Annotated in this window: 21 protein-coding genes and 1 pseudogene; 6 read left to right on the forward strand and 16 right to left on the reverse strand. The window is 59.5% G+C overall.

Annotation, left to right across the window (positions count from 1 at the left end):
- Window positions 1–84 precede the first annotated feature (84 nt).
- The 4 genes and pseudogenes from ACQKJZ_RS09350 to ACQKJZ_RS09365 all read left to right on the forward strand — a co-directional run.
- Window positions 85–327: pseudogene (locus ACQKJZ_RS09350) on the forward strand (TrbI/VirB10 family protein); the annotation flags it as partial.
- Window positions 324–1,334, forward strand: a complete 1,011-nt coding sequence (gene virB11 / locus ACQKJZ_RS09355; RefSeq protein ID WP_427730899.1) for a P-type DNA transfer ATPase VirB11 — start codon at window positions 324–326, stop codon at window positions 1,332–1,334. The pseudogene ACQKJZ_RS09350 and the gene virB11, both read left to right, overlap by 4 nt.
- An 80-nt stretch (window positions 1,335–1,414) precedes the next feature.
- Window positions 1,415–1,537: a hypothetical protein gene (locus ACQKJZ_RS09360; RefSeq protein WP_427730913.1), complete on the forward strand. Its 123-nt coding sequence runs from the start codon at window positions 1,415–1,417 to the stop codon at window positions 1,535–1,537.
- Between the two features lie 4 nt (window positions 1,538–1,541).
- Window positions 1,542–4,520: a Tn3 family transposase gene (locus ACQKJZ_RS09365; protein WP_312489516.1), complete on the forward strand. Its 2,979-nt coding sequence runs from the start codon at window positions 1,542–1,544 to the stop codon at window positions 4,518–4,520.
- A gap of 435 nt (window positions 4,521–4,955) precedes the next feature.
- Here the strand turns inward: ACQKJZ_RS09365 and ACQKJZ_RS09370 are convergent, their stop codons facing one another.
- The 6 genes from ACQKJZ_RS09370 to ACQKJZ_RS09395 all read right to left on the reverse strand — a co-directional run bounded on the left by ACQKJZ_RS09370 (window position 4,956) and on the right by ACQKJZ_RS09395 (window position 10,997).
- The gene (locus ACQKJZ_RS09370; protein ID WP_427730901.1) at window positions 4,956–6,632 is read right to left on the reverse strand and encodes a hypothetical protein; all 1,677 of its coding nucleotides are present in this window, start codon (window positions 6,630–6,632) and stop codon (window positions 4,956–4,958) included.
- A 45-nt stretch (window positions 6,633–6,677) separates the two neighbouring features.
- A complete protein-coding gene (locus ACQKJZ_RS09375; protein ID WP_312489152.1) occupies window positions 6,678–7,232 on the reverse strand; it encodes an SGNH/GDSL hydrolase family protein in 555 nt (184 codons plus the stop codon).
- 208 nt (window positions 7,233–7,440) lie between these two features.
- A complete protein-coding gene (locus tag ACQKJZ_RS09380) occupies window positions 7,441–7,698 on the reverse strand; it encodes a hypothetical protein (RefSeq protein ID WP_427730902.1) in 258 nt (85 codons plus the stop codon).
- Window positions 7,695–8,519 carry an acyltransferase family protein gene (locus ACQKJZ_RS09385; protein ID WP_427730903.1) on the reverse strand — a complete coding sequence of 275 codons (825 nt, stop codon included), beginning with the start codon at window positions 8,517–8,519 and terminating at the stop codon, window positions 7,695–7,697. Before ACQKJZ_RS09385 ends, ACQKJZ_RS09380 begins: the two co-directional genes overlap by 4 nt.
- A gap of 91 nt (window positions 8,520–8,610) precedes the next feature.
- Window positions 8,611–9,909 (reverse strand): hypothetical protein, encoded by a 1,299-nt coding sequence (locus tag ACQKJZ_RS09390; protein WP_427730905.1) that lies wholly within the window; start codon window positions 9,907–9,909, stop codon window positions 8,611–8,613.
- Window positions 9,906–10,997: a glycosyltransferase gene (locus tag ACQKJZ_RS09395; protein WP_427730906.1), complete on the reverse strand. Its 1,092-nt coding sequence runs from the start codon at window positions 10,995–10,997 to the stop codon at window positions 9,906–9,908. Before ACQKJZ_RS09395 ends, ACQKJZ_RS09390 begins: the two co-directional genes overlap by 4 nt.
- 222 nt (window positions 10,998–11,219) lie before the next feature.
- On the opposite strand from ACQKJZ_RS09395, the gene ACQKJZ_RS09400 reads away from it, so the two are divergent.
- Complete coding sequence (locus tag ACQKJZ_RS09400; RefSeq protein ID WP_312489169.1) at window positions 11,220–12,263, forward strand: glycosyltransferase; 1,044 nt, start codon at window positions 11,220–11,222, stop codon at window positions 12,261–12,263.
- Window positions 12,263–13,033 carry a WecB/TagA/CpsF family glycosyltransferase gene (locus tag ACQKJZ_RS09405; protein ID WP_312489157.1) on the forward strand — a complete coding sequence of 257 codons (771 nt, stop codon included), beginning with the start codon at window positions 12,263–12,265 and terminating at the stop codon, window positions 13,031–13,033. Before ACQKJZ_RS09400 ends, ACQKJZ_RS09405 begins: the two co-directional genes overlap by 1 nt.
- Here the strand turns inward: ACQKJZ_RS09405 and ACQKJZ_RS09410 are convergent.
- From ACQKJZ_RS09410 to ACQKJZ_RS09455, 10 genes are all read right to left on the reverse strand, one after another.
- Window positions 13,023–13,895: a hypothetical protein gene (locus ACQKJZ_RS09410; protein WP_312489159.1), complete on the reverse strand. Its 873-nt coding sequence runs from the start codon at window positions 13,893–13,895 to the stop codon at window positions 13,023–13,025. The genes ACQKJZ_RS09405 and ACQKJZ_RS09410 overlap by 11 nt on opposite strands.
- 51 nt (window positions 13,896–13,946) lie before the next feature.
- Window positions 13,947–15,434: an oligosaccharide flippase family protein gene (locus ACQKJZ_RS09415; RefSeq protein ID WP_312489160.1), complete on the reverse strand. Its 1,488-nt coding sequence runs from the start codon at window positions 15,432–15,434 to the stop codon at window positions 13,947–13,949.
- A gap of 80 nt (window positions 15,435–15,514) precedes the next feature.
- The gene (locus ACQKJZ_RS09420) at window positions 15,515–16,741 is read right to left on the reverse strand and encodes a hypothetical protein (RefSeq protein WP_312489161.1); all 1,227 of its coding nucleotides are present in this window, start codon (window positions 16,739–16,741) and stop codon (window positions 15,515–15,517) included.
- A complete protein-coding gene (locus ACQKJZ_RS09425; RefSeq protein ID WP_427730909.1) occupies window positions 16,742–18,943 on the reverse strand; it encodes a GumC family protein in 2,202 nt (733 codons plus the stop codon).
- Window positions 18,944–18,954: 11 nt separating this feature from the next.
- Window positions 18,955–19,641, reverse strand: a complete 687-nt coding sequence (locus ACQKJZ_RS09430) for a polysaccharide biosynthesis/export family protein (RefSeq protein WP_312489164.1) — start codon at window positions 19,639–19,641, stop codon at window positions 18,955–18,957.
- A 107-nt stretch (window positions 19,642–19,748) separates the two neighbouring features.
- Window positions 19,749–21,185, reverse strand: a complete 1,437-nt coding sequence (locus tag ACQKJZ_RS09435; protein ID WP_312489165.1) for an O-antigen ligase family protein — start codon at window positions 21,183–21,185, stop codon at window positions 19,749–19,751.
- Window positions 21,182–22,072, reverse strand: coding sequence for a glycosyltransferase family 2 protein (locus ACQKJZ_RS09440; RefSeq protein ID WP_312489166.1), 891 nt, complete (start codon window positions 22,070–22,072; stop codon window positions 21,182–21,184). Before ACQKJZ_RS09440 ends, ACQKJZ_RS09435 begins: the two co-directional genes overlap by 4 nt.
- Window positions 22,073–22,173: 101 nt before the next feature.
- Window positions 22,174–22,443: a ribbon-helix-helix domain-containing protein gene (locus ACQKJZ_RS09445; RefSeq protein ID WP_312489167.1), complete on the reverse strand. Its 270-nt coding sequence runs from the start codon at window positions 22,441–22,443 to the stop codon at window positions 22,174–22,176.
- A complete protein-coding gene (gene parA / locus ACQKJZ_RS09450) occupies window positions 22,440–23,102 on the reverse strand; it encodes a ParA family partition ATPase (protein WP_312489168.1) in 663 nt (220 codons plus the stop codon). Before parA ends, ACQKJZ_RS09445 begins: the two co-directional genes overlap by 4 nt.
- 248 nt (window positions 23,103–23,350) lie before the next feature.
- Window positions 23,351–23,963, reverse strand: a 613-nt coding sequence (locus ACQKJZ_RS09455; protein ID WP_427730911.1) for a helix-turn-helix domain-containing protein, incomplete at its 5' end; no start/stop codon positions are given.

Genomic DNA, 23,963 nt, shown 5'->3' on the forward strand with positions numbered 1-23,963 from the left:
GTCAACTCCCTACTTGCCGCGTGACGTTCGCTATCCGTTCGCCCTTTCCGTGCAGATACGTCACTTTCGTGTAGTCACCCCTTCTGGCAGCGGTTCGGCGCCGCAATGCTGTTCAGCGTGCTTGATGCGGGCGGACAAATCGCCGGCCAGGCCGTCAGCCCGCAGGGCTCGGCGGTGTTCCGCACTCCCGGCGACACGACATCGCAGATCCTCAACGACACGCAGCAAATCCGCCCGATCGTGCGCGTCAATCAAGGGACAGAGATGGCGATAACCGTCGCCAAGGATTTCGACTTCTCGCAGGTCTATGGGCTCGGCCTCAAATGAACGCCCCGTTCCGCAACACGGCGATCCTCGATCACGCTGTTCGCCCGCTGCGCCAGTATCTGGATGACGATGCCGTAACCGAAGTCGTCATCAACGAACCGATGATCGTAGGCGTCGAGCGGCATGGAGGTTGGACTTGGGAGAATGAGGGCGACCTGACGCTCGATGCCCTCAACCAACTTGCCCGGGCCGCAGCCGCGTTCACCTCTCAGGACGTGACGCGCGAGAACCCGATCTGCTCGACGATCTTCCCGACCGGCGAGCGCGTCCAGCTCGTGCTCCCGCCCGTTGTGCCCGACGGCACCGTGTCGATCACGGTCCGCAAGCCGTCCACGAAGACGATGACAATGGCGGATTTCGAGGCGAGTGGCCTGTTTGCGGAAACGAAGGTCGCCACCAAGCGGGTCAGCCCGGTCGAGGAACGATTGCTCGGCCTGCTCCATGCGGGTCGGCATGTGGAATTCTTCGAACTCGCGGTTCAGAACCGGCTCAACATTCTAATTTCCGGCGCGACGGGCTCCGGCAAGACGACGTTCTCCAAAGGCCTCATCAAGCTCATTCCAGAAAATGAGCGGCTACTCACGATCGAGGACACGCGCGAGTTGGTCGTGCCTCACAAGAATGTCGTCCATATGATCTACAGCAAAGACGGCACCGGCACGGCCAAGGTGACGGCCAAGGAGCTGCTGGAAAGCGCGCTGCGCATGCGGCCCGATCGCATCCTGCTTCAGGAGCTGCGCGACGGGACTGCGTTCTTCTACCTGCGCAACGTCAACAGTGGCCACCCCGGCTCGATCACAACAATTCACGCGGACTCGGCCGAGCTGGCGTTCGAGCAACTGACGCTGCTGGTGAAGGAGAGCGAGGGCGGCGCTGACCTGGCGCGCGAGGACATCCGCTCGCTGCTGAAAATACTCGTCGACGTCGTGGTTCAGATGAAGAAGATCGACGGCAAATTCCGGATGACCGAGATCTACTATGATCCGGCAGGGCGCCATGCCGCCTAAAAGGGGCGCCATCCTCGGGCTCGGCATCCCGGTCGGGGTCGTGGTCGCCTTCCACGATCGATCCCGAGCAGATCGAGCAGATCAGGGCCGCGCTCGATAGCGGTGCCAGCAAAGCATCGGTCTGCCGCTCCTTCAAGGTGGCTCGGTCGACCCTGCTCGACACACTGGAACGGGTGGGCTGGACCGCCTCAGCCAAGGCCTGATCCAGTGCCGCGTCGCGCTGTTCTCACCGAGGGGCAGCGCGACGCGCTACTCGCTCTCCCCGACACTGAACTCGACCTGGTCCGGCACTGGACGCTGAGCGCCGACGATCTGCGCGTCATCGTCAGCAGGCGGCGTCCGCACAACCGGCTCGGCTTCGCCGTCCAGCTCTGCGCGCTCCGTTATCCCGGCCGGCTGCTCCGGCCGGGGGAGCTGATCCCGAACGCGCCGCTCGCGTTCGTCGCCGACCAGCTCGACGTCGATCCGGAGGCGCTCGCCGGCTATGCGTCGCGCGGGCCGACCCGCTACGAGCAGCTCGACACGCTGCGCGACGTGTTCGGGTTCCGGCAGCTCAGCCGTCCGGCAAGGGCGGAGCTGCAAGCATGGCTGCTGCCGGCCGCACTCGCCACGACGGGCGGCGCCGAGCTCGCGCGCATGCTCCTGGACGAGTTCCGCAGGCGACAGATCATCGTGCCCGGGATCACGCTGGTCGAGCGCATGGTGGCCCGGGCGCTGCTCGACGTCGAACGCCACGTCGCCGAGCTGCTTACCCGAAAACTCACCGCAGAGCAGCGCGACGGGCTGGAAGGACTGCTCGTGCCCCACGCAACGGCGAGGACAAGCGTACTCGCCTGGGTGCGACAGCCGCCTGGGCGACCGGGCCGGCGCGCGTTCTCGGCTATCATCGATCGGCTCGCCGCCTTACGCGTGCTCCGGCTCAACCCAGCACTGACCGACGCCGTGCATCCCGAGCGCCTGCGGCGGCTCACGGGCGAGGGCGCGCGGCTCACCGCCCAGCACCTCGCCACCTTAAACCCCTCTCGACGTCGTGCGGTGCTGGTCGCGACCGCGCTGGAGACGCAGGTCACGCTGACCGACGACGCGGTTCTCATGTTCGAGCGGCTGTTCGGCCAAATGTTCCGCCGCGTCGAACGGCGCGAGGAAGCCGCGCTGAAGCGCGACCGGCGCAACATCACGGCCAAGATCAGGCTGCTCGCGCGGTTGGGCGACGCGCTCCTTGCCGCGCGGAGCAACGGCGACGACCCGCTCGCCGCGGTCGAGCGCGTCATTGGTTGGGACGAGCTCGGCTCCGAGGTGGAGGAGGCGAAGCGCCTGGTCCGGCCCGACCCGCTCGACCCTGTCGAGCTCGCCCGGTCCAACTTCCCCATCCTGCGCCAGATCGGCCCCGCGTTCGTGCAAGCCTTCACGTTCGGGGCGGTGCCGGCCTGCTTGGCGCTCGCGCGCGGTGTCGAGATTGTGCGACTGCTCGGAACCGGTCGCCTGCGCAAGCTCCCGGCCGATGCGCCCGTCGGCTTCATTCGCCAGACCTGGCGACGTCGCATCGGTCGGGATGGCATGGACCGGCGCACCTACGAGTTCTGCGTGCTGGCCGAGCTGCGCGACCGGCTGCGCGCGGGCGACATGTGGGTGGAAGGAAGCCGCCGCTATCGCGCGGTCGAGCAGCAGCTCATCCCCGCGCCCGTGTTCGCCGCGATGCGGGAGGCGGGACCACTGCCGGTGCCGTTGCCGGGATCCGCGGCCGAGTGGCTGGCCGGGAAGCGCGAGGTCCTCGCCCGCCGTCTGGGCGAGGTGGCGACTAAGGTCGGTGCCGACGCGCTCGAGGACGTGTCGCTACGGGCAGGGCGGCTGCGCATTTCGCCGCTGAAGGCGAGCACGCCCGACGAAGCGGAAGGCGCGCTCGCGCCTTTGTACGCGCACCTGCCGCCGATCCGCGTGACCGACCTCCTCGCCGACGTCGACCGCTGGACGGGGTTCACCGGCTGCTTCACGCACCTGACCACGCGTCGCACTCACGACGACCCGCGCGCGGTGCTCACCGCGGTGCTGGCCGACGCGACCAACCTCGGCCACGCGCGCATGGCGGAAGCGTGCGACCTGGTCAGCCAGCGCCAGCTCGGCTGGTTGTCGTCCTGGCACCTGCGCGAGGAGACCTACGGCACGGCGCTCGCCCGGCTGGTGAACGCGCAGCACCGGATGCCGCTCGCGGCCCTGTTCGGGTCGGGCGCGTCGTCGAGCTCGGACGGGCAGCACTTCCCGCTCAACCGTCGCGCCCAGGCGACCGGGGCCGTCAACCCGCACAAGGGCTCGGAGCCGGCCGCCTCGTTCTACACGCACGTGTCCGACCGCTACGCGCCTTTCCACTCCAAGGTGATCTCGGCCGGTGCCGGCGAGGCCGCCCATGTGCTCGACGGCCTGCTCCACCACGGGGCCGACCTCAGCATCGAGCGGCACCACACGGACGGCGGCGGGGTGTCGGACCACGTCTTCGCGATGTGTCACGGGATGGGCTTCCTGTTCGCGCCGAGGATCCCGAACCTGTCTGCCAGACGGCTCCACTTGTTTGAGGGCCTCGACCCCGGACCGGACATCGCGCCGCTCGTCGGCGAGGCGATCGACGAAGAGCTGATCACGGCCCACTGGACGGACGTGCTCCGTCTCATGACCTCGGTCCGCACGGGCGCCACCAGCGCGTCCGCCATGCTGGAGCGGCTCGGCTCCTACCCGCGCGCGAACGGCTTGGCGCTCGCGCTGCGGGAGATCGGGCGCGTGGAGCGCACGCTGTTCACGCTCGACTGGATCGAGCACCCCGACGAGCGGCGTCGCGCTACCCGCGAGCTGAACAAGGGCGAGGCGGAGAACGCGCTCAAGCGGGCGATCTTCTTCCATCGCGCAGGTCGGTTGCGCGACCACGGCCTTCAGGCGCAGAGCCATCGCGCGAGCGCCCTCAACCTCGTCGCAGGCGCGATCGTGCTGTGGAACACGACCTACCTTGAAGCCGCCATGCGGCACCTCGAACGCCAGGGTCGCCTCGTGCCGATCGACATGCTGGCCCACCTCTCGCCGCTCGGCTGGCAGCACATCAACCTCACCGGCGACTATCTCTGGACCGAGCCCGCCACCAAACCGGGGCAGCTCCGGCCGTTACGCTCGATGCTCAGCCCGCCGCTGTCCCGAGCCGCTTAGCGTATATCTGTGCCCGTCCTATGTAGCGCCCCCTTATAGCTCATAATATCACCGCGCTCCGCGACCAGGGGCATGATCCGGGATTTGCGATGAAGAAATTGGCGGTTCTCGTTCTCGTCGCTGCAAGTGGCTGCACGAGCGTATCTGGGCCGACGAAATTGGCAAAGGGTGCCGATTCCGGTATGTGGAGCTCACGTCCCAAGGCGGAGGTCGATGCCTGCATCGCACGCGTCGCGGCACGCGGCCCGGACCAGGGTTTCGAGGTTACCGCAAACACTCGGTCCAAGACACCTTACACTTCGACGGTCAGCGTCTTTCAGGGCGACCAAAGCACGAGCGAGGCCGTGGCCCGTCAGTGCCTGTGACCCGGCAGGTCACAGCATTCGATTTTCACGTCGATGATAGTGAATCGTAGCCAATCGAGGCAGGCCCGGGTCATGCCTCGATGACGTAATGCAGTGTGCCGCGCTCGGCTGGCGAAAGCGCGAAGCGGATGACGGCTTCTTTCGGCGTGATCGATACCGGATAGGGATCCGCCCCGGGCCATGAGGCAATCAGCGATGTCGGCCGACACTCCTCGGCATGCGGCGTGCTGAGGTCATAGCGCAACGTCACGCCACCTTGCCCCGGCGCCACATCGACCTTGCCGCGCGCTTCCAACTGGATGCCCTCCAGGCACAGCGTCTTGCGCTCCCACTGGTGCACCGAGATGTTATCCTTCCGGTCGAACCCCTTCATACCCGACATACGGTTGAAGCCACGATGATAGGTCCGGATGTTCCCGTCGCAAACGAACCCGCCGTTGATATAGTGATTGTCCGCAGCGGTCACGCCGTGTTTGGACCAGTCCCTCCCGCTGAACACGGTGTGCGCCTCCATGAAGCTGCAGCCTTGCGTGTTTACGACGCTGACGTCCGCACCGGTCACCTGACGGCGCAGATCGATGGGAAAGGACACGTCCTCGAAGAAGGCGTCGCGGATCGTCGCCAGGCGTAGCGCGCAGCCGTCGTTGGGCTGGACCAGCATCACGCCCGACGTCATGATCGGTCCCGTCGTCGCGGGAGGATTGTCCGCCCGTTTCCAACCGAGGAAATGGGTGCGCCCGGTCACGTGGAAATTCCACATCGGCGTCGTGCGCCCTGGCATGCATTCGATGCGGATACAGGCGGGCTGTGCGTCCTTGACGGGCTGCTTGCCGATATAGAATTGGCAGGCGTCGATCAGGAAGTGATCCTCATTCTCGTCCGTCTCATGCGCCATCTCGATCGTCAGCCCGACCTCGTTGGTGTTGACGAACACATGGTCCAGCGTCGTCCACTGCACCCAGCGGGTGCGCACGCCCCCGATCCGGACGCCGCTCGCCGTCTTGAAATGGCTGATATCGAGCAGCCGGAGATAGGCATTGTCGGCATGTTCCAGCACCAGGCAATCCTGGCTGTGCGATCCGGTCGCCTTGAGGCCGATGTTCTCGATCCGGGGAAACAGCGCCTTGCCCGGCACCGTGCGCAGCAGCCGTCCTTCCCGGTCCTTGCCCTGACTGAGACCGCGGCCGACACGGATCGTCGCACCGTTCGCCAGCACGATCTCGCCGCGGCCATGCGCCTGCCCGATCAGGCAGGCGCTGTCGGTCAGGATCGGGAGGTCCTGTTCGGTTGCAAAGCTGCCCCGTGGTACCTGCAAGCGGCGACCAGGCTGTTCGTTCAGCCACGCAAAGGCAGCGAGCAGCGCCTCCGTATCGTCCTTTCCGCCTCCCCGCGCGCCCATATGGGTGAGATCGACGTCGCGTTCGTCTTTCTCGAACCACTGGCCGTCGCGCGATTGCCGCCGCCAGCGAGTCGCAAGGAAGGGGCCCGACCCGGTACAGCGCAGGTAGTCACCACTGCCCACCCCCGGCGTATCATAGCCCGCACTTGCGAAACGTCCCGCCTGCACAGGCAGCGTTCGGCACGCCAGTTCCGCGAAGGTAAAGCCCGTTACGCCGGCGCTGCCCGCTGCGGCCGATATTTCGCGACACGTCGGTCCGCTGGGTGCAGGCGTCAGCCGGCTGTCGGACGCCAAGGCCCCGCCTCCCAGCAGAGCGAGACTATCGCGTCGGTTTAAGGTGCCCGTCATGATGCTGATCCATTTTCGAGGACTCGGTCAGTGTCAATATAACGGCTATTTTAGGTTTACCCTCAGGAATTGAACCAGCCCTTTTGAGATAAGCTCCCCACCACAGATATTCGGATGAAGCCCATCAGATAGATACTCGTGAAATGTGCCCTCATTTATTGGTATTGATCTATACTGATCATAAACAGGAATTTTATTTATTTTGCCAAAAGATACGATCGCGTCGACGTATCGATAAAGTGGTATTCCCGATACGGAACGTGACCGTTCGTCGGCTCTATGCAGCGGCGTCATGAAGAAAATGCGTATATTGGGCCGCTGCTGCCGTACGCGAACAACAATCTGCCGCATTGCCCCCCAGAATGTAGCGGCTCCAGGAGGATCATTCCTCGTACCGATTGGTCGCTGCTGTCCGAAATCATTTGTACCCGCGCTGATCCCGTATAAATCCAGCGCATCAAAATCCTTCAATTGCCTGACGTTTAAAACTTCATCCATCCGGCTGCCGGATACACCCCAATTTTTATAAGACGCCATCCCGAGCTGGCTCGCGGTCTTTGATCCCCATGTATCCTGCGCGACGATGCTGTCGCCCGACATGGCCCAACGCCGCCCCGCCCAGGTGGTGCGAGACGAACGCATACCGCGCTGGTGATCGGCACACTGCAGCCTAGCTGCGTCTTGCTTGACGGGTATTTGGCAGGCATCCGGACAGCTAGCCTGCGCGGCAACTGGCGCGAATACTAGCGTGCCGCAAAGCCAGAAACATATCGCCCGGCGCCTAGCCATTTCAGTTCTCCGCTACGACCTATGCCGCCTGCCCTTGAATTCGTTTACGTCCATATCGCAAAAGATAATTTCCAATATTCTTCCCATTTTTCTCAATCATTGGATAGGTTAATGACGATATTGCCGTGGCAGCGGCCATAGTTATTAAATAACCGCCAATAACTAGTGTTGTACCACCAACTAATTTTTCGAGGATACTTGCTTGATCCATTAACAAATGGATTACAAAGAAGTGCGTCAGATAAATACTAAAGCTTATCGTGCCAATATACGTCAATATGCGCCCCTCATGAATGAGAAGTCTGCAGTAGCAGCTGATAATATCAAACCACTGAAAAGAATATCCGCCGCAATATAACTTGAAAATACACCGCGTGAAAATGCAGCGGCGACGGTCAGTGCAGCGACAAAAAAGAACAGGTACGAAGAAACAGCGCGGTAGCGAGTAAGAAAAGGAAGCCATGCCGCAATTGCAATACCTAGCAAAAATGCTGGTAGCTGTGTTATCCAAAAGAAATAAGCAAACGATGATATATCTTCGGCATCTCCGGGAATTTTTTGAATGATTAATTTATAGATGGCCACCGATACAAAAAATGAAATTGACACAAAACTGACTGACAACCACCGTTTATCTCTAAGCCTTACAAATACTGGAAAGCATAAATAAAACATCATTTCTGCTGCAATAGACCAGCCGCCCGGAACAAAGCTGTTTATTGTCTTGGGGCTCCATCCATTTGTAAATGTGAAGGTTGATAACCAGCTTTCTATCGACAGATTGGTAGGAAGCGCACTTGGCAAAATACTATAGCCGACTGCTACGTAGAATAGCGCGCTAAAATAATACATCGGGGCAATACGGAAAAATCTTTTTACAAAGAAATTACCGACTTTTAAGGAGTTAGCATCGTAATTTAAGGCTAGTGTAAGGCCACTCACCATAAAAAATAGCTGTACTCCTTTAGAACCAAAATGGCTTACATTGTCTAACCATACTGGAATATCATGCGACAACCAAACGGCATGCGTCAGCACTACCCCAATTATCGCAAATGCTCGAAAGCTATCTAGATAGCCAATATGCCCACGTTCCATTCCACCCCGGCCCCAATCTTAAAACCTACCGCAACGCCCAGTGATGTCAGGACGCCAAACCCGTTGTTACGCCCCCCTGAGGACGTGCAATCTAATCTGGACTTTCAATAGACAAGTCGTCCATTCTGCCACTTCTACCAATAATTACGCCAAGCATAGCCGCCGTCTTTATCGAAAAGACTGCACCGCCAAACAATAGCGTAACCATTACGTATATTACGGTTACCAAGGGCACGAATGAAAACTTTGACCATTTATAGCCAAATCCGCCAGATACCAAATAGATCAACACAATAGCAGATATTAGTCCTACATTTTGCATAATGTTGATAATACCACTATCGTATATTTGGTCGGAAGTAACGTTTCCGACTAGAAGGGATAAAGAATTAGAATTGAAAAATTCTCTATATGTCAAACCCAATCGAAACAACAAATCTCCCCCGCCGCCATGATAATTTAAATAAACAACGGCACCAAGAAACATAACTACCACTGGAATAATGTAAGTTATAGCTACGGGTAATTTTTTTGCCGACAATACAAGGCAAACGGTGACAATAACAAGAAAAGCGGCTGTTCTGGTATCAGCTAAAAGCGCCAAAAATAAGCATATGCTCGCAGCGAATAAGAATTTGTTTCGCTGACCGTCATAGACAACCGCGTAGGCGATTGCGGCGATAACACCAAAATATCCAAGCGAAAGAGGTTCAAGAAAAATCGACCCTACACGGTGATCGCTTAAGAATGAGAATACCAGACCGCCAGATCGGTCGGCACCGACATACAAGCCACTAGCTTCCCTGAAAGCCGAATCTTGATCTGCAACCCACGCCCGGGTTGAGCGGTAATAGGACAACGGGTTAACAATCGATGCATACTGATCTCGTAGCAGACCATCGGCAAGGGCAACTAGGACAATAATGCTCATTGGAGCATTAATCATCCAAGGCTTCAACTTATGAAGCGTCATGCCGAGCATCATGAATATCGGTATAATAAATATGTCATACAGCCCGCGAGGGTCGATACTTCCGTGATATATGCCGGATACAAGGTATCCAACTAATATAGCCGTTATTGCAAAAATAAAGTCCGGACCGACACGGGGGGGCTGGTATAAAATTACCAAAATTGCCGTTCCGGTTATTAGAAGTTGTATACCTAAAACTATATTCCCGGTCATTCCAATGCCGTTGGCATTCGCCAACGCAAGGAAGAAATTCATGAACAAGGCCGCCCATACGATGCTGATACGCAACAGGTCATGCCTGTCTATCCTAGTGCGGTGGTGCGGAACGCTGGTGTCCGGATGGGAAGTCATGGGAGTGCCGATAGCAGATTGCTGCCCGGCGAACAGCCTCGCCACCGTTGGGCGCATGGCCATCATGCCTCGATTTCGCGACAGATCGCGACGAAACGCTGCGCCGCGGAGTCCATTCCGTACATGGCGACGACGCGATCCGCCTGGACACGAAGGGGTTTCACGGCATTCGGAGCCAGCGCGGCGGCATGCGCCATCGCCGCGGCGATCTCTTGGCCAGTGACACCGCACACCATTGCCGGATCGATCAGGCGGACCATCTCGGCGCTGCCGCATCGATCGGTGACGATCGCCAACGCTCCCCTCGCCAGCGCCTCGTTCACGACGAACCCCCAAGGGTCGGCGAACGAGGGAAGGACGAGTACGTCGATCCCGGCAAAGAACGCCTCGCGTGCCGGCCCATCGACATAACCATGAAAGCGCAGACGTGGATCGGTCTCGGTATCGGCCCGTTCGTCGAAGCCGGCGAGGTGCAAGGTCAGGTCCGCCCCCTCCAGCATCGCGAACGCCGCCCGCAGTGCGGGGACATTCTTGCGCTCGCTCGCAGCACCGAGATAGCCGAACCGCGTCAGGCGTTGCGCACCACGCGGCACGTTGACCGCGGCGTCCGTCGGGGTCGCCTGGATCATACGCACGACCTTCGCCGGGGCGACCAGTCCGTCGAGATAGGTTTCGGTCATCGCAGAAAACGCTGCGACCTTATCGCTCAGCGCGCACAGCACACGCGTACAGGCCTGTTGGTAGAACAGCTTGGCCCGGCCTTTGTACGTGTCCGGAATATGCTCGACCCACATACCCAGCCTTCGGCCGAGGAGCCTGAACAGCAGGCACCAGGCAATCATTGCGATGTTGGTGGGATTGTTGTCGGTTGCCATGACCGGCCCGTCCCATCGCCAAAAAGCCCGAGGAACCCAAAATAGGACGCTCTTGCCCACGCGCAGGTGGCGCATCTGCACCGATCGATACGGCACGTCCGCCGGTTCCGCCCAGCGCCGCCCCTCGTCGCCGGGCAGATGCGCGTACAGCACCACCAGCTGCTGCCCTTGTGCGATCATCTCGCGGAACAAGGCATCGCGCGCAGGCGTGTAATAGTTCTGAAAGATCAATACGGGCTTCATCAAGGTCCCTTCGGTGCCAAGATCGGCATCCGCCAAAATTGTCCTAGGCGCCAAAATGCCCTAGACGATTGTATCCGCCTGTTTCCCGCGTCCTAGGCAAGCGCTTCGGGGGGCGCAACGTTCACTATGTCTCGTCGCCGCAATCCCAGCCGGGGCGGCGTTGCTTGCATGGCTTTGTACCTTGGTCTAGCGCGGGGCCCTCGTATTCCAAAGCCTATCAGCTGAATGCTCGGCTGTACGCGATGCTCTGTGGTGCTTATGATTATCCATGATCTGATCCTCGCGACGCGGCGCGCCAAGCTGACCGGGATCGAACGGTTCGCGATCAACGTGTTCGAGGCATCGCGTGCGCGCAACGCTGACGTCGTCGCGCTGGTCGCCCCGGGTAGCACACTTGCTGGCTCACCTCAGGTGATCGAGGCGGGGTCGACCTTGAAGGGCTGGCTTGGCATTGCGCGCAAACTGGGCCGGTTTGGCCCCTCGGCCGCAGTCGTCTGCGCTGCATTCCCTGCCAGCCCTTCGTTGATCGCCAGCCGCGCGCCCATCACGCGTGTCATTCACGATGCCTTCGCCTGGACCCATCCGCAGAACCTGACACTGCAGGGACGGCTGATGTTTGCGCATTTTGATCGCATGATGCTTCGCCGCTACGATTACGTGCAGGCCCCTACCGCCATCGCGCAGAATGACCTCACCGGCGTGCTCAATACAGATGCAATCACCGTCTGCGGTAATGCGCCGGGGCTAGACTGCCTTGCGCCTGCCACGACGCCCCTTCCCGGATTAACGCCGGGATCGTTCACACTGGCTGTCGGCACGATCGAACCGCGAAAGAATTACGAGCGGCTGATCGCCTTCGTCAAGGCGAGGAGTGATCTTGACCCCATCGTCGTCGCTGGTCGCCCCGGCTGGGGCGTATCGACAGAACGTTTGGCTGCCGCCAGTCAACTATTGGGCGACCGGCTGGTTTGGTTGGCCGATACCGACGATGCGCAACTGCGTTGGCTTTATCGCAATAGCCGTACATTCCTGTCGATGTCTCATGCCGAAGGCTTCAACATGCCGTTGGTGGAGGCCGGTGTCCTGGGCTGTCCGATCGTCTGCTCGGATCTTCCCATCCATCGCGCCGTCGCCCCGCCGTGGGCGCGGTTCGTTGGCATCGACAGCTCCGACGACGTTCTACGTGACGCCATAGCCATTGCGCCACACCCGAGCGAAACGGAGCTCGACACCTATCGTGCGCGCTACAGCTGGCAAAGCGTCGCTGCCCGCATTGAGGCTCCCTTACGAAGGATTGCCTGATGTCCGACCGCGCATCCACCACGCGTGATGTCGACAGCGCACGCATCTTCGGGATCGCCTTCAGCGACCGCACGACCGCGCAGCTGGTAGAAACCATGACGCGGCAGGCGGCGACGGAACCCCAGATGCTCGTGACGTGCAACCTCGACCACGTCGTCAATCTCCACCGTAATCCGGTCTTCCGCGCTGCTTACCTGACCGCATGGCAGACGACGGTCGATGGTGCGCCGGTCTTCGTCTATCAGCGCTGGCGTGGCGGTCGGGCGCCGGCACGGGTGACAGGCGCGGACCTGTTCCCGGCGCTCATGCGTGCGATCGACCCGCGGCAGCATCGGCCGTTTTTCATCACTGCAGACGACAGCATCGGCATGGCGTTGCAACGTGAACTGGAGGAGCGTGGCTTCGTCTTCGAACGCCCCCCCTTCCTGACGGTACCGTTCGGCTTCGAAAAGGATGCTGCGGCGAGCGATGCCGTGCTCACCACGATCGAGGCCTCCCGGCCAACCCATCTCTTCCTCGGCATTGGATCGCCCAAGTCGGAGATCTGGATCGCGAATTATCGGCATCGCTTGCCCGCGCTTTACATCCTGCCGGTCGGCGCTGCCCTCGAATTCCACACTGGCAAGAAGAGCCGCGCACCCCGCCTGGTCCGGCGTGTCGGCCTGGAAGGCTTGTGGCGCCTCGCATCCGAACCGCGTCGGCTATGGCGTCGTTATATGATCGACTCCTGGGTCTTTCTTGCTGCCGTAAGAGCCGACCTTAAACGCTAGTTCTCGTCCAGCGCTGGTCAACACCGAGCCTGTGCGCCATGTTACGCACATGTCCAATCCATCGCGCGCGAATTGAAGGAAGTGGGCGGAAATCATAGCTCCAATGTGCCGCGGCATCGAGCGGCATTGTGCGAGCTCTAGAAAGAATGTCTGGTAGACGTTTAAGGAAAGGCCCTCGTAACGCATCCTTCCAGTAATGGAACACGATGTCGTCTGCCTCGCACAACTTCCCCTCCGTGCCCATTACATGTCCCAGCGCGAATTGCTCGACGGTATGAACCCGCTGCTCTCTGAACCAAATTTCATCCATTAGATGAAGGGCCTCGTCTAGAAGACTGCTGTCATGCGCATCAATACCGATGATGCCCGAATTCCACATCCCCTCACCGGCGTTCAGCGATACGGGAGCGCCACGCAAGTCGCGCACTTCGCTCCGCAAAAACAAGCCTCCCAAGATCGCGCCAGCTGTATTCTCGCGTGATGTCAGACGAATTTCCCGCATGTGGAGACACGTATGTCCGGGACTGACGCGATCAAAAAGGTGAGATGGATCATATCGGAAATACGTGTCGCCATCGGCAAATACACATTTCCCACCTTCGCTTTTCAATATATCCGCGAGACAAGCGACCTTCCTTCTGAATGGATAAGTACCATTACCCATCCATCTATCCAGCAGATCCTGATCTATCATTCTTGTACTAACATTCAGCCACGCGAAATCTGACGGTACGTCAGTATATACGATTATATCAATATTTTTACTTTTTTCTATCCAATGATATGCCGACAGGATAGAAAACATCGTCTCTTCGCGGTACCGGGGCTTGCCATAGCACATGTAAACCAATGTATCGGTCATATCACTTCACTTGTCGCAATATTCGCAGAACGTTTTTACATTTTTACGCCGCTAAGCTTGGGGCGATTCTATCCCGATATAACGGTTTATAACGATCGCTATACGCTTCGGGATAGGCAACATGGCAATCATCGATCGCAAATGCCGACGACAGACCGTGAAGACGACTATCGCATAGACTATCATGGCTGCGACTCCCAATGCGACACCAGGAAGCACTGCGGTGCGCACGACCGGGAATATCGTCTTCGCCAACCAAACGCCCCCCCCGACGCCCAAGGCAATGAAGGCCGGCATTAGAGCGCCGACAAACCGTTGCGGGGTCAGCGCCGGATCGGCGTGCGTAATGATGACCAGTATTACCGTAGCGACGAGATACGCGCGCATGCTGAACATGATGCCTAATGTTTCCGGCCCTTGCGAAGCACCGATGGCTAGAAAGATCATGTTAGGTATCAGGTCGACGATGGTTAAGATCAGCCCCATCCGCACCCACCCCTGGGATATGCTGAACGTCTGCATGGATCCGATAACCGCGTTGGTTGGATAGGCGACCGCCATCCACGCCAGCAGGGGCCCCAGCGCTACCCATTCATACGACACAACGAGTTTACTCGCCGCCTCGGCGCTCGAAAATAGTCCCAGAAATGGAAAGCTCAAGACGAGGCATGACAGAAATACAATCTGGATAAGAGCAGTCGCTGCCCGACCACGATCCACCGATAATCGCGAGAAGATCGGCATCAACACATTCGTCAGCGGTTGATAAAGAATACTGATGATCAGATCTATGATCGTGCGCGCGACTCTAAAGGTTCCAGCGGTCGCGGGACCGGCAAAAATACCGATGACGAGATCTGCCAACCTCGTGTTTGCCTGAACGCTTGCCTGCGCCAGGCTGGTATAAGTCGCCGTTTTTGCCAAATCTTTGAGGATATAGCGATCTATAAAAAACCTTGGCTTGAAACCGCTACCGAACACGGCAACCGAAGAAGAGATCAGACTAGCCATAATAGTATTGGCGATGAGGCTCCATGGACCGTATCCAGCGAATGCCAAGGCTATACAAATAGGCGCCGATCCGACCAATCCTGCGGTGCGGCGGATCGCCAGCATACGGAATTCGAACTTACGCGTCAGTATTCCCTCGCCAACGACGCCAAGCGACGTCGCGAGCGGTGCGAATGCCGCCGGAATCATATAGACGAGCAGCTCCGGTGATTTGACGAGATGGGCAACCAGCGGACTTAACGCGATCGTTATGATCGAGAACATTAATCCCAGTCCGATCGCGAACCAAAAAGCGGTGACAAGGAAATCGTCATCGACCTCATTGCGCTGGATGATGACTTGTACCGTGCCGTATAGCGTCGCTACAAAGACGAGGGGCAGCGAAATTGCGATTGCCGCTACACCAAACTCCGCTGGCCCCAGCAATTTAGCAACGATGAAGAACAACGCCGCCTGAAGCCCGCGCTCGACCAGCATCTGGCCGAGCGACCAGATGCTGCCGCTAAGAGCCACACGTGCAAGACTCATGGTCTAAAATCCGTTGCCGACAGGATCGTCGGAGCTGAAGACGTCTCGGGTCTGAGAACAAGCGAGATACGACCCGCCGCCTAATCGGGTCGTACCGTTATACCCGTTATCCACGCCTGGGATGTCCCCCCATCGATAGAGCCTGGCAACACAACGTGAATTTGCTGGAACGCGCAATCGTCGGTGGGGATAGTGAACGCACTTGAAACCGGCTTGATTGACGGTCCCCCAGTGGGAAACAGCATGTCAACGAGCTGGGCGTTGCCCGAGTTCTGGCATGCGATCTGGAGATGCGCGCGGCGGGCAGGGTCGGTAGCATCGCCACCGGCAAGGACTGATATGCTATGCGCGCCCGGAGCAAGATGGAGCAACTGTTGCGCGGCAACGCCGCCCTTCCCATCGGCTGCGATTAGATGCAGCATGCGAGGGTAGCGAGCGTCCGGTCCCGCGATTACCGAGGCGTAGAGGTCGGCCTGATCCGCCAGATCCCAGTCAAAGGGCGGGATGGGATTGGCTTTGCTGAAATCGCCGTTTCTGATTCCCCGGTCGGCATTACCGCTTATCTGGCGATAAAGCGCGAAGGCCTGCGGCACCGCATCAAGCTGGAACAACCGCTGGATCGCACGTGCGGCCAGTTGCTGTTCGTCAGACTTACGGAGGTCGAGATGCACAGCACTGACGAGGTTGCTTACCCCGACCGGCGAATTTCCCGTCGAAATCAGCGTGTCTATAAACCGCTGCCACCACAAGGGTCGCTTGGACAGCAAAATGGCCAAGGGGCGATCGATCGCCACCTGACCGGATGCGCCGACCAGAATAGGAAACAGCATCGGTTCGGCCGACCGCCAGGTGTTCAATGCGTAATCGTAATGGCGCAGCGACTGATCGATCCGTCCCTGCCCAACCGCATCTTCGATCAGCCACAATTGTGTAGGGAGGTCGCGACGCGACATCCATTGCGCAACACCGAACCAACGTCTCGCGGCATCGATCCGGCCACGTAGCGAAGCAGCCAATCCCAGAGTTCGGACGGCTACGACGTTGAGGGGATCATTCTCCAATGCACGCCGTGCCAGGGTTTCGGCCTCGCGGAGCGCAGCGGGATGCTGATCTTGCTGGAGCTGCTGCGCCGCCCGCTCGGATTCGGCGCTCGGAGAATGCCACCCCGCCAAGGCAACCGCTGGATTTCGCTTGGCATAGACCAAGCCGATCGTCACCGCGAGGGACAACCATAAGGCCGCAAGCGCCAAGGCTATCACGCCAGCCTGCTTAAGACGCGACAGTCCGTACGTGGCGGCCCCGGTCACTTACGTGCCGCTTTCCGTCTTGGTATCTCCATAGCCATAGCTGTATTCATAGCCGTAGCCGTAACCTGTGCGTCGAGCGTCGAATTTCGTCAGTACGACACCCAATACCTGGGCATGGGCAGCCGTCATCCGTGCTATCGCGACCTGCGCCAACGACTTGTTCGTCTTGCGAGCCTCTATCACGAATACGACCGCCTCCGTTATGCTGCCGATAAGGGGGGCGTCCGCCAACCCCATGACTGGCGGCATATCGATGATGATATGATCGAATTCCTCGCCGATACGCTGCAGCAATTGCGGGAAACGATCACCGGAGAGCAATTCGGGCGCACTGGGCGGAATCGGACCAGCGGTGATGACTGCCAGACCGTCCATGTCATTGGTCTGATGAACCATATCGGCCAGATTGTCCTGCCCAGCCAGCAGATTGCTTAACCCGAACTGATTGACGATGCCGGCTTCGTGATGAACCGAAGGCGAGCGCATGTCGCCGTCGATCAAGACGACGCGGCGTCCGCTACGGGCGAGCCCATGCGCGAGCGCGAAGCTCGTCGTCGACTTACCCTCCGCCGGCCGCGAGCTCGTGACGGCGATCGTGCGAGGAACACCATGCGTGGTGGAGAAGGCGAGGTTCGTCCGCAGCGAAATATATGCTTCCGCCAGCATGGACTTGCGGTCACGCAGAAGAGCGATCGGATCGCCATCCGTAACCTTGGGCACGGTACCGAGAAGCGGAAGGTTAAGTACGCTTTCCACTTCGCCGGGATCCGTAATGCCCTGGTCGATTTGCTCGGCGACATAGGCTGCAGCCGCAGCAACGAGTAGACCAATCAGCGTCGACAGCAGAAGATTGAAGACGATTCGCGGACTTGACGGTGCGCCGGGCACTTCCGCCTGATCAACGACTGAGATGTTTGTGGCACCAACACCACCGGCGACACCGATTGCCTTGAATCGCTGCAATAGGGCATCGTATAGTTGACGATTGGTGTCTACATCACGCTGAATAATGTTATATTCGATGCTACGCCGGCGGAGATCCAGAACGCCGGACTTCAGCTGATCGACTTTTCCCTGCAGCGCCTGCTCACGCTTCAAAGCTGCATCATAAGATTGACGCAGGGTGCCGGTTACACGGCCCACTTCGCTTGCGATCGATCGATCGATCTGCGCGATTTGCGTCTGTAGCGCCTTTGCTGGCGGATAGCTCGGTTCGAACTGCTGCATCAACTTCGCATATTCGGTTCCCAGCTCCGCACGGCGCTGTCGTAGCGACGACACCGTCGGGTTGGTGAGCGCTTCCGCGACCTGCCCGTTTGCGCTGCCAAGCCGGCTTTCGGCCATGATACGATCCGCGGTTGCCTGCGCCGCTTCGCGATTGAGCGCTGACAAATCATCGGCAGCAAGCGATCGCTCCGGTGAAGATGTGCCGTTGCTGCTGGTTTCAGCAGGAAGATTCACGATTCCTTGCGAGGAGGCATAATCGACAAGTCGCCGCTCCGAGGCATCGATACGGGTCCGCAGTTGCTCCAGGCGATCCTGCAGGAACTTCCGGGCATAGGAATTGGCGTTAAAGCGCCGTTCCAGCGTCGCCTCGACAAAGTTCGTCGACCATGCATTGACGATCTGTGCCGACATTACCGCATCGGGACCGGTAAAACTGATCTCGACAAGACGGGACTGCCGCTCGGGCTCGACCTTGAAATGCTTGAGCAGAATATCGCCCGCCACCCGGATCCGCTGCTCTCGCGTCGAGGCACCCGGCTTCACTCGGCCGTTGTCGAACCAGTCGGCGGCACGACGAACGCCAAAAACCTCGAAGAAACGCGGGTTGTCGGACAGGCGAGTTGATGCCGCCACCCGCTGGGAAAGGGACTCTGATTTTAGCAAACCATATTGCGTTTCGTAAAATTCCATGTCCATCGCAGAGGGAGGCGCACGCGTGTTGTCGACGTCCGCAACGGTCTGGGTCTCACGCTGAATCTCCAGCGTGGCCTGCGCCGTATATTGCGGCGTCGCCAGTAGACTGGCGATCAGCCCAATGAAGAAGATAACCGCCACACACCCCAAGATCAGCCATAGGCGGCGTCGGGCTATGGCCATCACTTGGGTTACCATCGTCGGCGCGATAACATCGCCGCGATTGTCCTGCTGCGGGTGGCGCACGCCCTCCCCACGCTCACGTATGGTTGCCGAATGCATCGATAATAACCTTACCTGAGAATGGCGATCAGCGGAGCGGACAGCAGCGTTCCACCCTGAATAGCAGCTTGGAACAGACGGCGACCTGCCGATTCTCCGACATAGACGATGTCGTTTGCGTAGATTTCGGGATCGGCATAAATGCCCTGCCTGATGGCCCGCAGATCGTAGAGCGCGGCCATTTGCTTGCCTTTTACCTGACGGAATACCACGACGTAATTGGTGTCCGCGTAATCCGTCACGCCTTCGGCACGGGCGACGGACCGCATCAACGTCATCGGTCCGGCGATGGGATATTGGCCCGGTGTCTTGACCTGCCCGTCCACGGTAAAGCTTTGGCTAACCTTACTCGCGGTGACAGTCACCTGGGGATCGCGGACATAGCGGCGCAGCTTACCGGCGATGATCCGGCTGAGTTCCGAGGTGCCGAGACCGGCAGCATTCATCTCACCGATCAGAGGCAACGTCATTGCCCCGCTGGCATCGATCCCGACGGTACGGCTTAGCTCGGGTACACCGTAAACATTAACGTCAATCGTATCATAGGGGCCAACGACATAAGCCCGACGCTGCTGGATCAGATCCTGCACATCGGGGGCTGGAAGTGTGGTATTTTGTACGACCTGGAGGTCGGATCGGCCGACAAGACGCTCACCAGCACAACCGGAAAGTGTCAGGGCCACGACGCCGATACACATTATTGATGCACGCATTCCGAGCCAGTTACCTACTTTGCCGACCGAATATGCGTGACCGATACCCGGTGCCGTGTTTCCGGTAAAGCGTCATTATCCTGCCATAGACCTCAGCCCGCCCGTCTCAATAGCGTATTGGCATTCTTTAGCATAGCAGCGGCTGCGCTAGCATAAGCTAAAACAACAGCGAGCAACGGCGTACGCAAATGATAGTCGAACAAGCTAGCTATCAGCAAAGATACAAATACTATAGATAGAAACATAGCCTCATTCTTTGCGGTGACTTCGGCAGAAAATCGAATTATTGAGTATAGCGCCCGTGCCATCCAAAAAATGAACAGCCCAATCACGATCATAAAAGGCAACCCGCCCGTGATAATAGCTTCGATCAAATCATTGTGAGCATGGTTGAAAAAAGTCTGATGGAGCGCCCAGTCGGGCTCGTGAAGACGATATACTCGATCGAAGGCGCCGAATCCTGCCCCTAACGGGAAGAAGTTGCGCGCCAGTTGCCAGGTGAGCGGTGCAAAGGCGATCCGCTGATCGGCCAGCACCGCGTCCACCTGCTGGAAACGATTGATTGATACGGCTCGTCCCGAAACATAAGCCAACCCAATGATCGACAAGGGGACCAGCACGATCACGAGCGGCAGTACGGCTTTGCGGTACCAACGATAGGGCGCCCGACGTCCGCGGCCTTCCGATGACCGCCTCGATTGCGATCGCGGTACCATAAAGGCGGCGATACCCATCCCCAGCACCGCAAGCATTATACCCGAGCGTGATCCAGTCAGCAGGATCACAAGGAGGAAGAACATACCCAGCGCACCGCACACACCTTGTTGGAATAGGTGACCGGACAGTGTCTTGCGCGGAACCAACGATAGAAGTCGTAAAGCCGGCAGGCTGATCGTCAGCAATGCAGCTTGATGATTGCGATTGGTAAACAGACCAATCGGTAGCGTGCTGTCAGCATTTTGATAGAAATAGCCTTGCCCAGTGACAAGCTGAACTATCCCAAGCACCGCACTAACGATTGCGATCGCGACGATAACATAGACCATAGCCGTCCGCTCGGCGCGACGTGAGCCCGCCACACCGATCAGGATCGCCAGAGGTGGTAGCAGCGCCACCAGACTGTTGACCGTTAGCTCCGGCATCATTGACAGCGGACGCCAGGTGTCAGCCATCCCGACACGTGCAAGATGTGCTGCGACGTCGCCATGCCCAGGAAGCATGGCCCAGATCGACGGCGGCAGCGGTACGAGCTGCAGCGTCATGATAAGGGCGATCGCCCCTAATAATGCGAGTGGAACGCGGATCGCCGACCATACAACTTCATGGCCGCGCGCAATGATCATCACCGTTATCCCGATGACGACGATCGGCCGCAGATATAGCAGCGACATGACATCCGGCCGCGACGACCCTCCACCCAGCATACAAACCAATACAATAACGGCCAGGGCGACCAAAAACGAAAGGTCACTGACCGATACGGTGCGCTGGCGTCCTGGCCGCCATCTCTTCAGCGGTGAGGTGTTCATGCGACAGAGCTTACGTCGTCAAGAGCTACTGCGCGAACGCTTGAAAGGGGTAGTATTCGCGCAGGGCGGCGGGGTATCAGTGGTCCTGCGATCATGCAAAGCGTTCGGACCAACGAAGCCTTCGCCCGGCTGCGGTCGCCGCGCAGGATTGATACGAATAGGCGAGCAATCGTCTTGGCAATCTGCCAGGCATAGGTCCGGTAATACCTATGCTGGATCAGGACCGAGCCGTTGCCCAGGGAATAATAGAAGGCTCGCTCGACCTGATAGTTGTCCACCGTCGCCAGTGGCGGGTGATCGATTAGCATTGATGCGATCCGCTGACCGCGAAAGCCGGCGGCCAACAGGCGGTAGCCAAGATCAAACCCTTCACTTGATCCATGGATGCAACCGATCCCAATCCTCGGGTCAAACCGAACCTTATGGAAAGCGTGACGACTAATCGTCATGCCCGGCTCCCACATATGTGGGATGATCGACTTACGATCCATCGTGACATCGCGATCTGTCGCTTCTCCGGCCATGATCGCCCCGCTTGAAGAGATGTTGCAGGTCACGAAATCCAGCTGACGCTCATCCATCAACCTGATAATATCTTCGGAAAAATTTGGGGAGACAGGATAAGTATCATCGTCAAGAAAGCACAGTATGTCATACTGCGTATGTGCAGCGCCATAATTTCGCGCCTGCGACGAACTGAAAAAAGAAACGGGAAGGACACGGACGCCTGGAAATTCCGGGACTTTGCTGTGATCAAGTCCCTGCCAAACCACGACGATCTCGCTTTGTGCGATCGTCTGTCGCTTGAGATTATCGATAACCTCGATCAGCCGGGTTTCCCGGCCCGAATGTTCAATGGTACAAACGATGAACGAGATGGAAGGCATTATTGTATCCATGAAGCCGTGGCGTGGCCGGCTGTACCGGTAGAGTGTTGTAACGGTGGCGTCGAGCGATGCCGGTCTGTGGCCATCCCAACAGGATGCCTTCAATCCCCGATCGGGCTCTCGCCATGCTTGCGCAGCACGTCGTTGAACGCCTCGGCCATCAATGCCTGCAGGCTCCGTCCCTGACGCCGCGCCAGCGTGTGCATGGCGAAGGACATTTCGGGGCTGAAGAAGCCGGCGATCTGTTTGCGGCCCTGGCGGCTCGCCGGAGTGGCCGACTGCGTGGGGGCGATCTCAGCAGGGGCGGCGATCGGAGCCTGGGGCGTCGGCGCGGCACTGCGCAGATTGGCGAAGCTGGGTTTGCGGCTCATGCGGCGGCTTTCTTGGACGTGGATTTGCGGGGGGTGGGCAAGCCGATCTGTCGACATGTCCACGTGTAGATCTGTCGGATGTCGTCGGCGGCCTTGCCGGCGGGTTCGTATTCCATGACAGTACGCCCTTCCCCACTGGCGTGGCGATAGGCGGCACGGTCGGGGATCTGGATAGGACAGGGCGGCGTGCCGAAGCCTTCGACCAGTTCGCCGGCCTCTTCGTAGACGCGCGGGGCGTTGGGGTTGCCGGCGGTAAAGACGACATAGGCCGGTTTCTTCAGCAGCTGGACGAGCTTCGCGGTGGTCTGGATCGCCGAGAGGTCAAAGGCGCTCGGGCGGCACGGGATCAGCACCAGGTCAGCGACCTCGACCGCAGCGCGGGCCGCGCTGTCGGCATGGGGCGGTGTGTCGATGACGATCAGCTCGGCACCCTGGCTCTGTGCCGCGGCGACCTTGGCGGCGAGGCGCGGGGGCGGGCTGTCGATCACCTCGGGCGGCATATCGCCGCGCCACGCGGCCCATTGGCTCGCGGTGGCCTGCGGGTCGGTATCGATAATGAGCGCGACGCGCCCCGCATCCTGCGCCGCGGCGGCAAGGTGGATGGCGAGCGTCGTCTTCCCCGCGCCCCCCTTCTGGCTGATGATCGCGATGACTGGCATGGCCACTACCCTACATGTCGACATGGCGACGTGGCAAGTGGTCGACATGTTGCACAGTGCGTATTCCCGACCTGGCGAAGGAATCACCGTCGGCAACCGCTTGCTCCTTCTAGGGAGCATGTGACGGCGTAGCCGGCACTCCCGCAGTGGGATTCTTAGTTATGGGCGGTTTTGTGTCTGCCTTTTCTGTGTCCTTGCCGTCAGGCGGGACGTGTTGGCCGGCTAGGCCAACGCTTTATGAACCATGATCAGATTGAATTGGTAAGCGGTTGAGGCTCGTTTTGAGACCCGCAGGTTGCATCGATCTGCGCACCGAGGCGCGCAAGCATGCGACCGAGCGCACCGCCCACCGTGACCTGCGCGAGTTCGCGGCAACTGAGGCTCGCGCGCATCGTCGCCTCCCCTTCTTGCCGGTCGGCCTCCTGCTGGATGACATCGTCGGGCAGCGGAGCCGGTTGCATCCAGCGCGGCAGATAAGCGCGCACGCTCGCCGGCAGTAGCGCGCGATAGGCGTTGGAGGTCTGGCGATAGCGGCCCCCCCCCCCTGCCCCCATCCCCTGGCCCTCGTCGCGGGTGAAGCGACGCTGGCGGACGAGGAAGCCCGCCGCCTCGAGTAGCACCAGCGCGCGGGCGATGGTCGCACGACCGAGGCCCGTCGCCTCGGCGAGCCAGTCGTAGCTCGGGAAGACACGGCCACGGTTGAGGCGGGCAAGCGTGCAGATTTCCTCGAACACGCGCACCGCGCCGGCGGTCAGCGCAGCAAGGCGGCGTTCGGTGACCGAGAGTGTACGCGTGCCGGCGCGCGCCTCGCGCGCCAGGCGGCGGCCGGCGTCGGGGGCGCGGTAGGGCGGGAGGGAGGCG

Origin of the sequence: Sphingomonas sp. NPDC019816, from assembly GCF_050274375.1 — a bacterium.
Lineage (GTDB): Bacteria > Pseudomonadota > Alphaproteobacteria > Sphingomonadales > Sphingomonadaceae > Sphingomonas.

Bases quoted from the DNA above. Each gene is read 5' to 3' on its own strand.
- ACQKJZ_RS09415 (WP_312489160.1), bottom strand. From the start codon at position 15,434: ATGAGTCTTGCACGTGTGGCTCTTAGCGGCAGCATCTGGTCGCTCGGC.
- ACQKJZ_RS09440 (WP_312489166.1), bottom strand. From the start codon at position 22,072: ATGCCTTCCATCTCGTTCATCGTTTGTACCATTGAACATTCGGGCCGG.
- ACQKJZ_RS09435 (WP_312489165.1), bottom strand. From the start codon at position 21,185: ATGAACACCTCACCGCTGAAGAGATGGCGGCCAGGACGCCAGCGCACC.
- ACQKJZ_RS09375 (WP_312489152.1), bottom strand. From the start codon at position 7,232: ATGTCGGGCGACAGCATCGTCGCGCAGGATACATGGGGATCAAAGACC.
- ACQKJZ_RS09400 (WP_312489169.1), top strand. From the start codon at position 11,220: ATGATTATCCATGATCTGATCCTCGCGACGCGGCGCGCCAAGCTGACC.
- parA (WP_312489168.1), bottom strand. From the start codon at position 23,102: ATGCCAGTCATCGCGATCATCAGCCAGAAGGGGGGCGCGGGGAAGACG.
- ACQKJZ_RS09425 (WP_427730909.1), bottom strand. From the start codon at position 18,943: ATGCATTCGGCAACCATACGTGAGCGTGGGGAGGGCGTGCGCCACCCG.
- ACQKJZ_RS09445 (WP_312489167.1), bottom strand. From the start codon at position 22,443: ATGAGCCGCAAACCCAGCTTCGCCAATCTGCGCAGTGCCGCGCCGACG.
- ACQKJZ_RS09390 (WP_427730905.1), bottom strand. From the start codon at position 9,909: ATGATGGCCATGCGCCCAACGGTGGCGAGGCTGTTCGCCGGGCAGCAA.
- ACQKJZ_RS09430 (WP_312489164.1), bottom strand. From the start codon at position 19,641: ATGTGTATCGGCGTCGTGGCCCTGACACTTTCCGGTTGTGCTGGTGAG.
- virB11 (WP_427730899.1), top strand. From the start codon at position 324: ATGAACGCCCCGTTCCGCAACACGGCGATCCTCGATCACGCTGTTCGC.
- ACQKJZ_RS09405 (WP_312489157.1), top strand. From the start codon at position 12,263: ATGTCCGACCGCGCATCCACCACGCGTGATGTCGACAGCGCACGCATC.
- ACQKJZ_RS09410 (WP_312489159.1), bottom strand. From the start codon at position 13,895: ATGACCGATACATTGGTTTACATGTGCTATGGCAAGCCCCGGTACCGC.
- ACQKJZ_RS09370 (WP_427730901.1), bottom strand. From the start codon at position 6,632: ATGACGGGCACCTTAAACCGACGCGATAGTCTCGCTCTGCTGGGAGGC.
- ACQKJZ_RS09385 (WP_427730903.1), bottom strand. From the start codon at position 8,519: ATGGAACGTGGGCATATTGGCTATCTAGATAGCTTTCGAGCATTTGCG.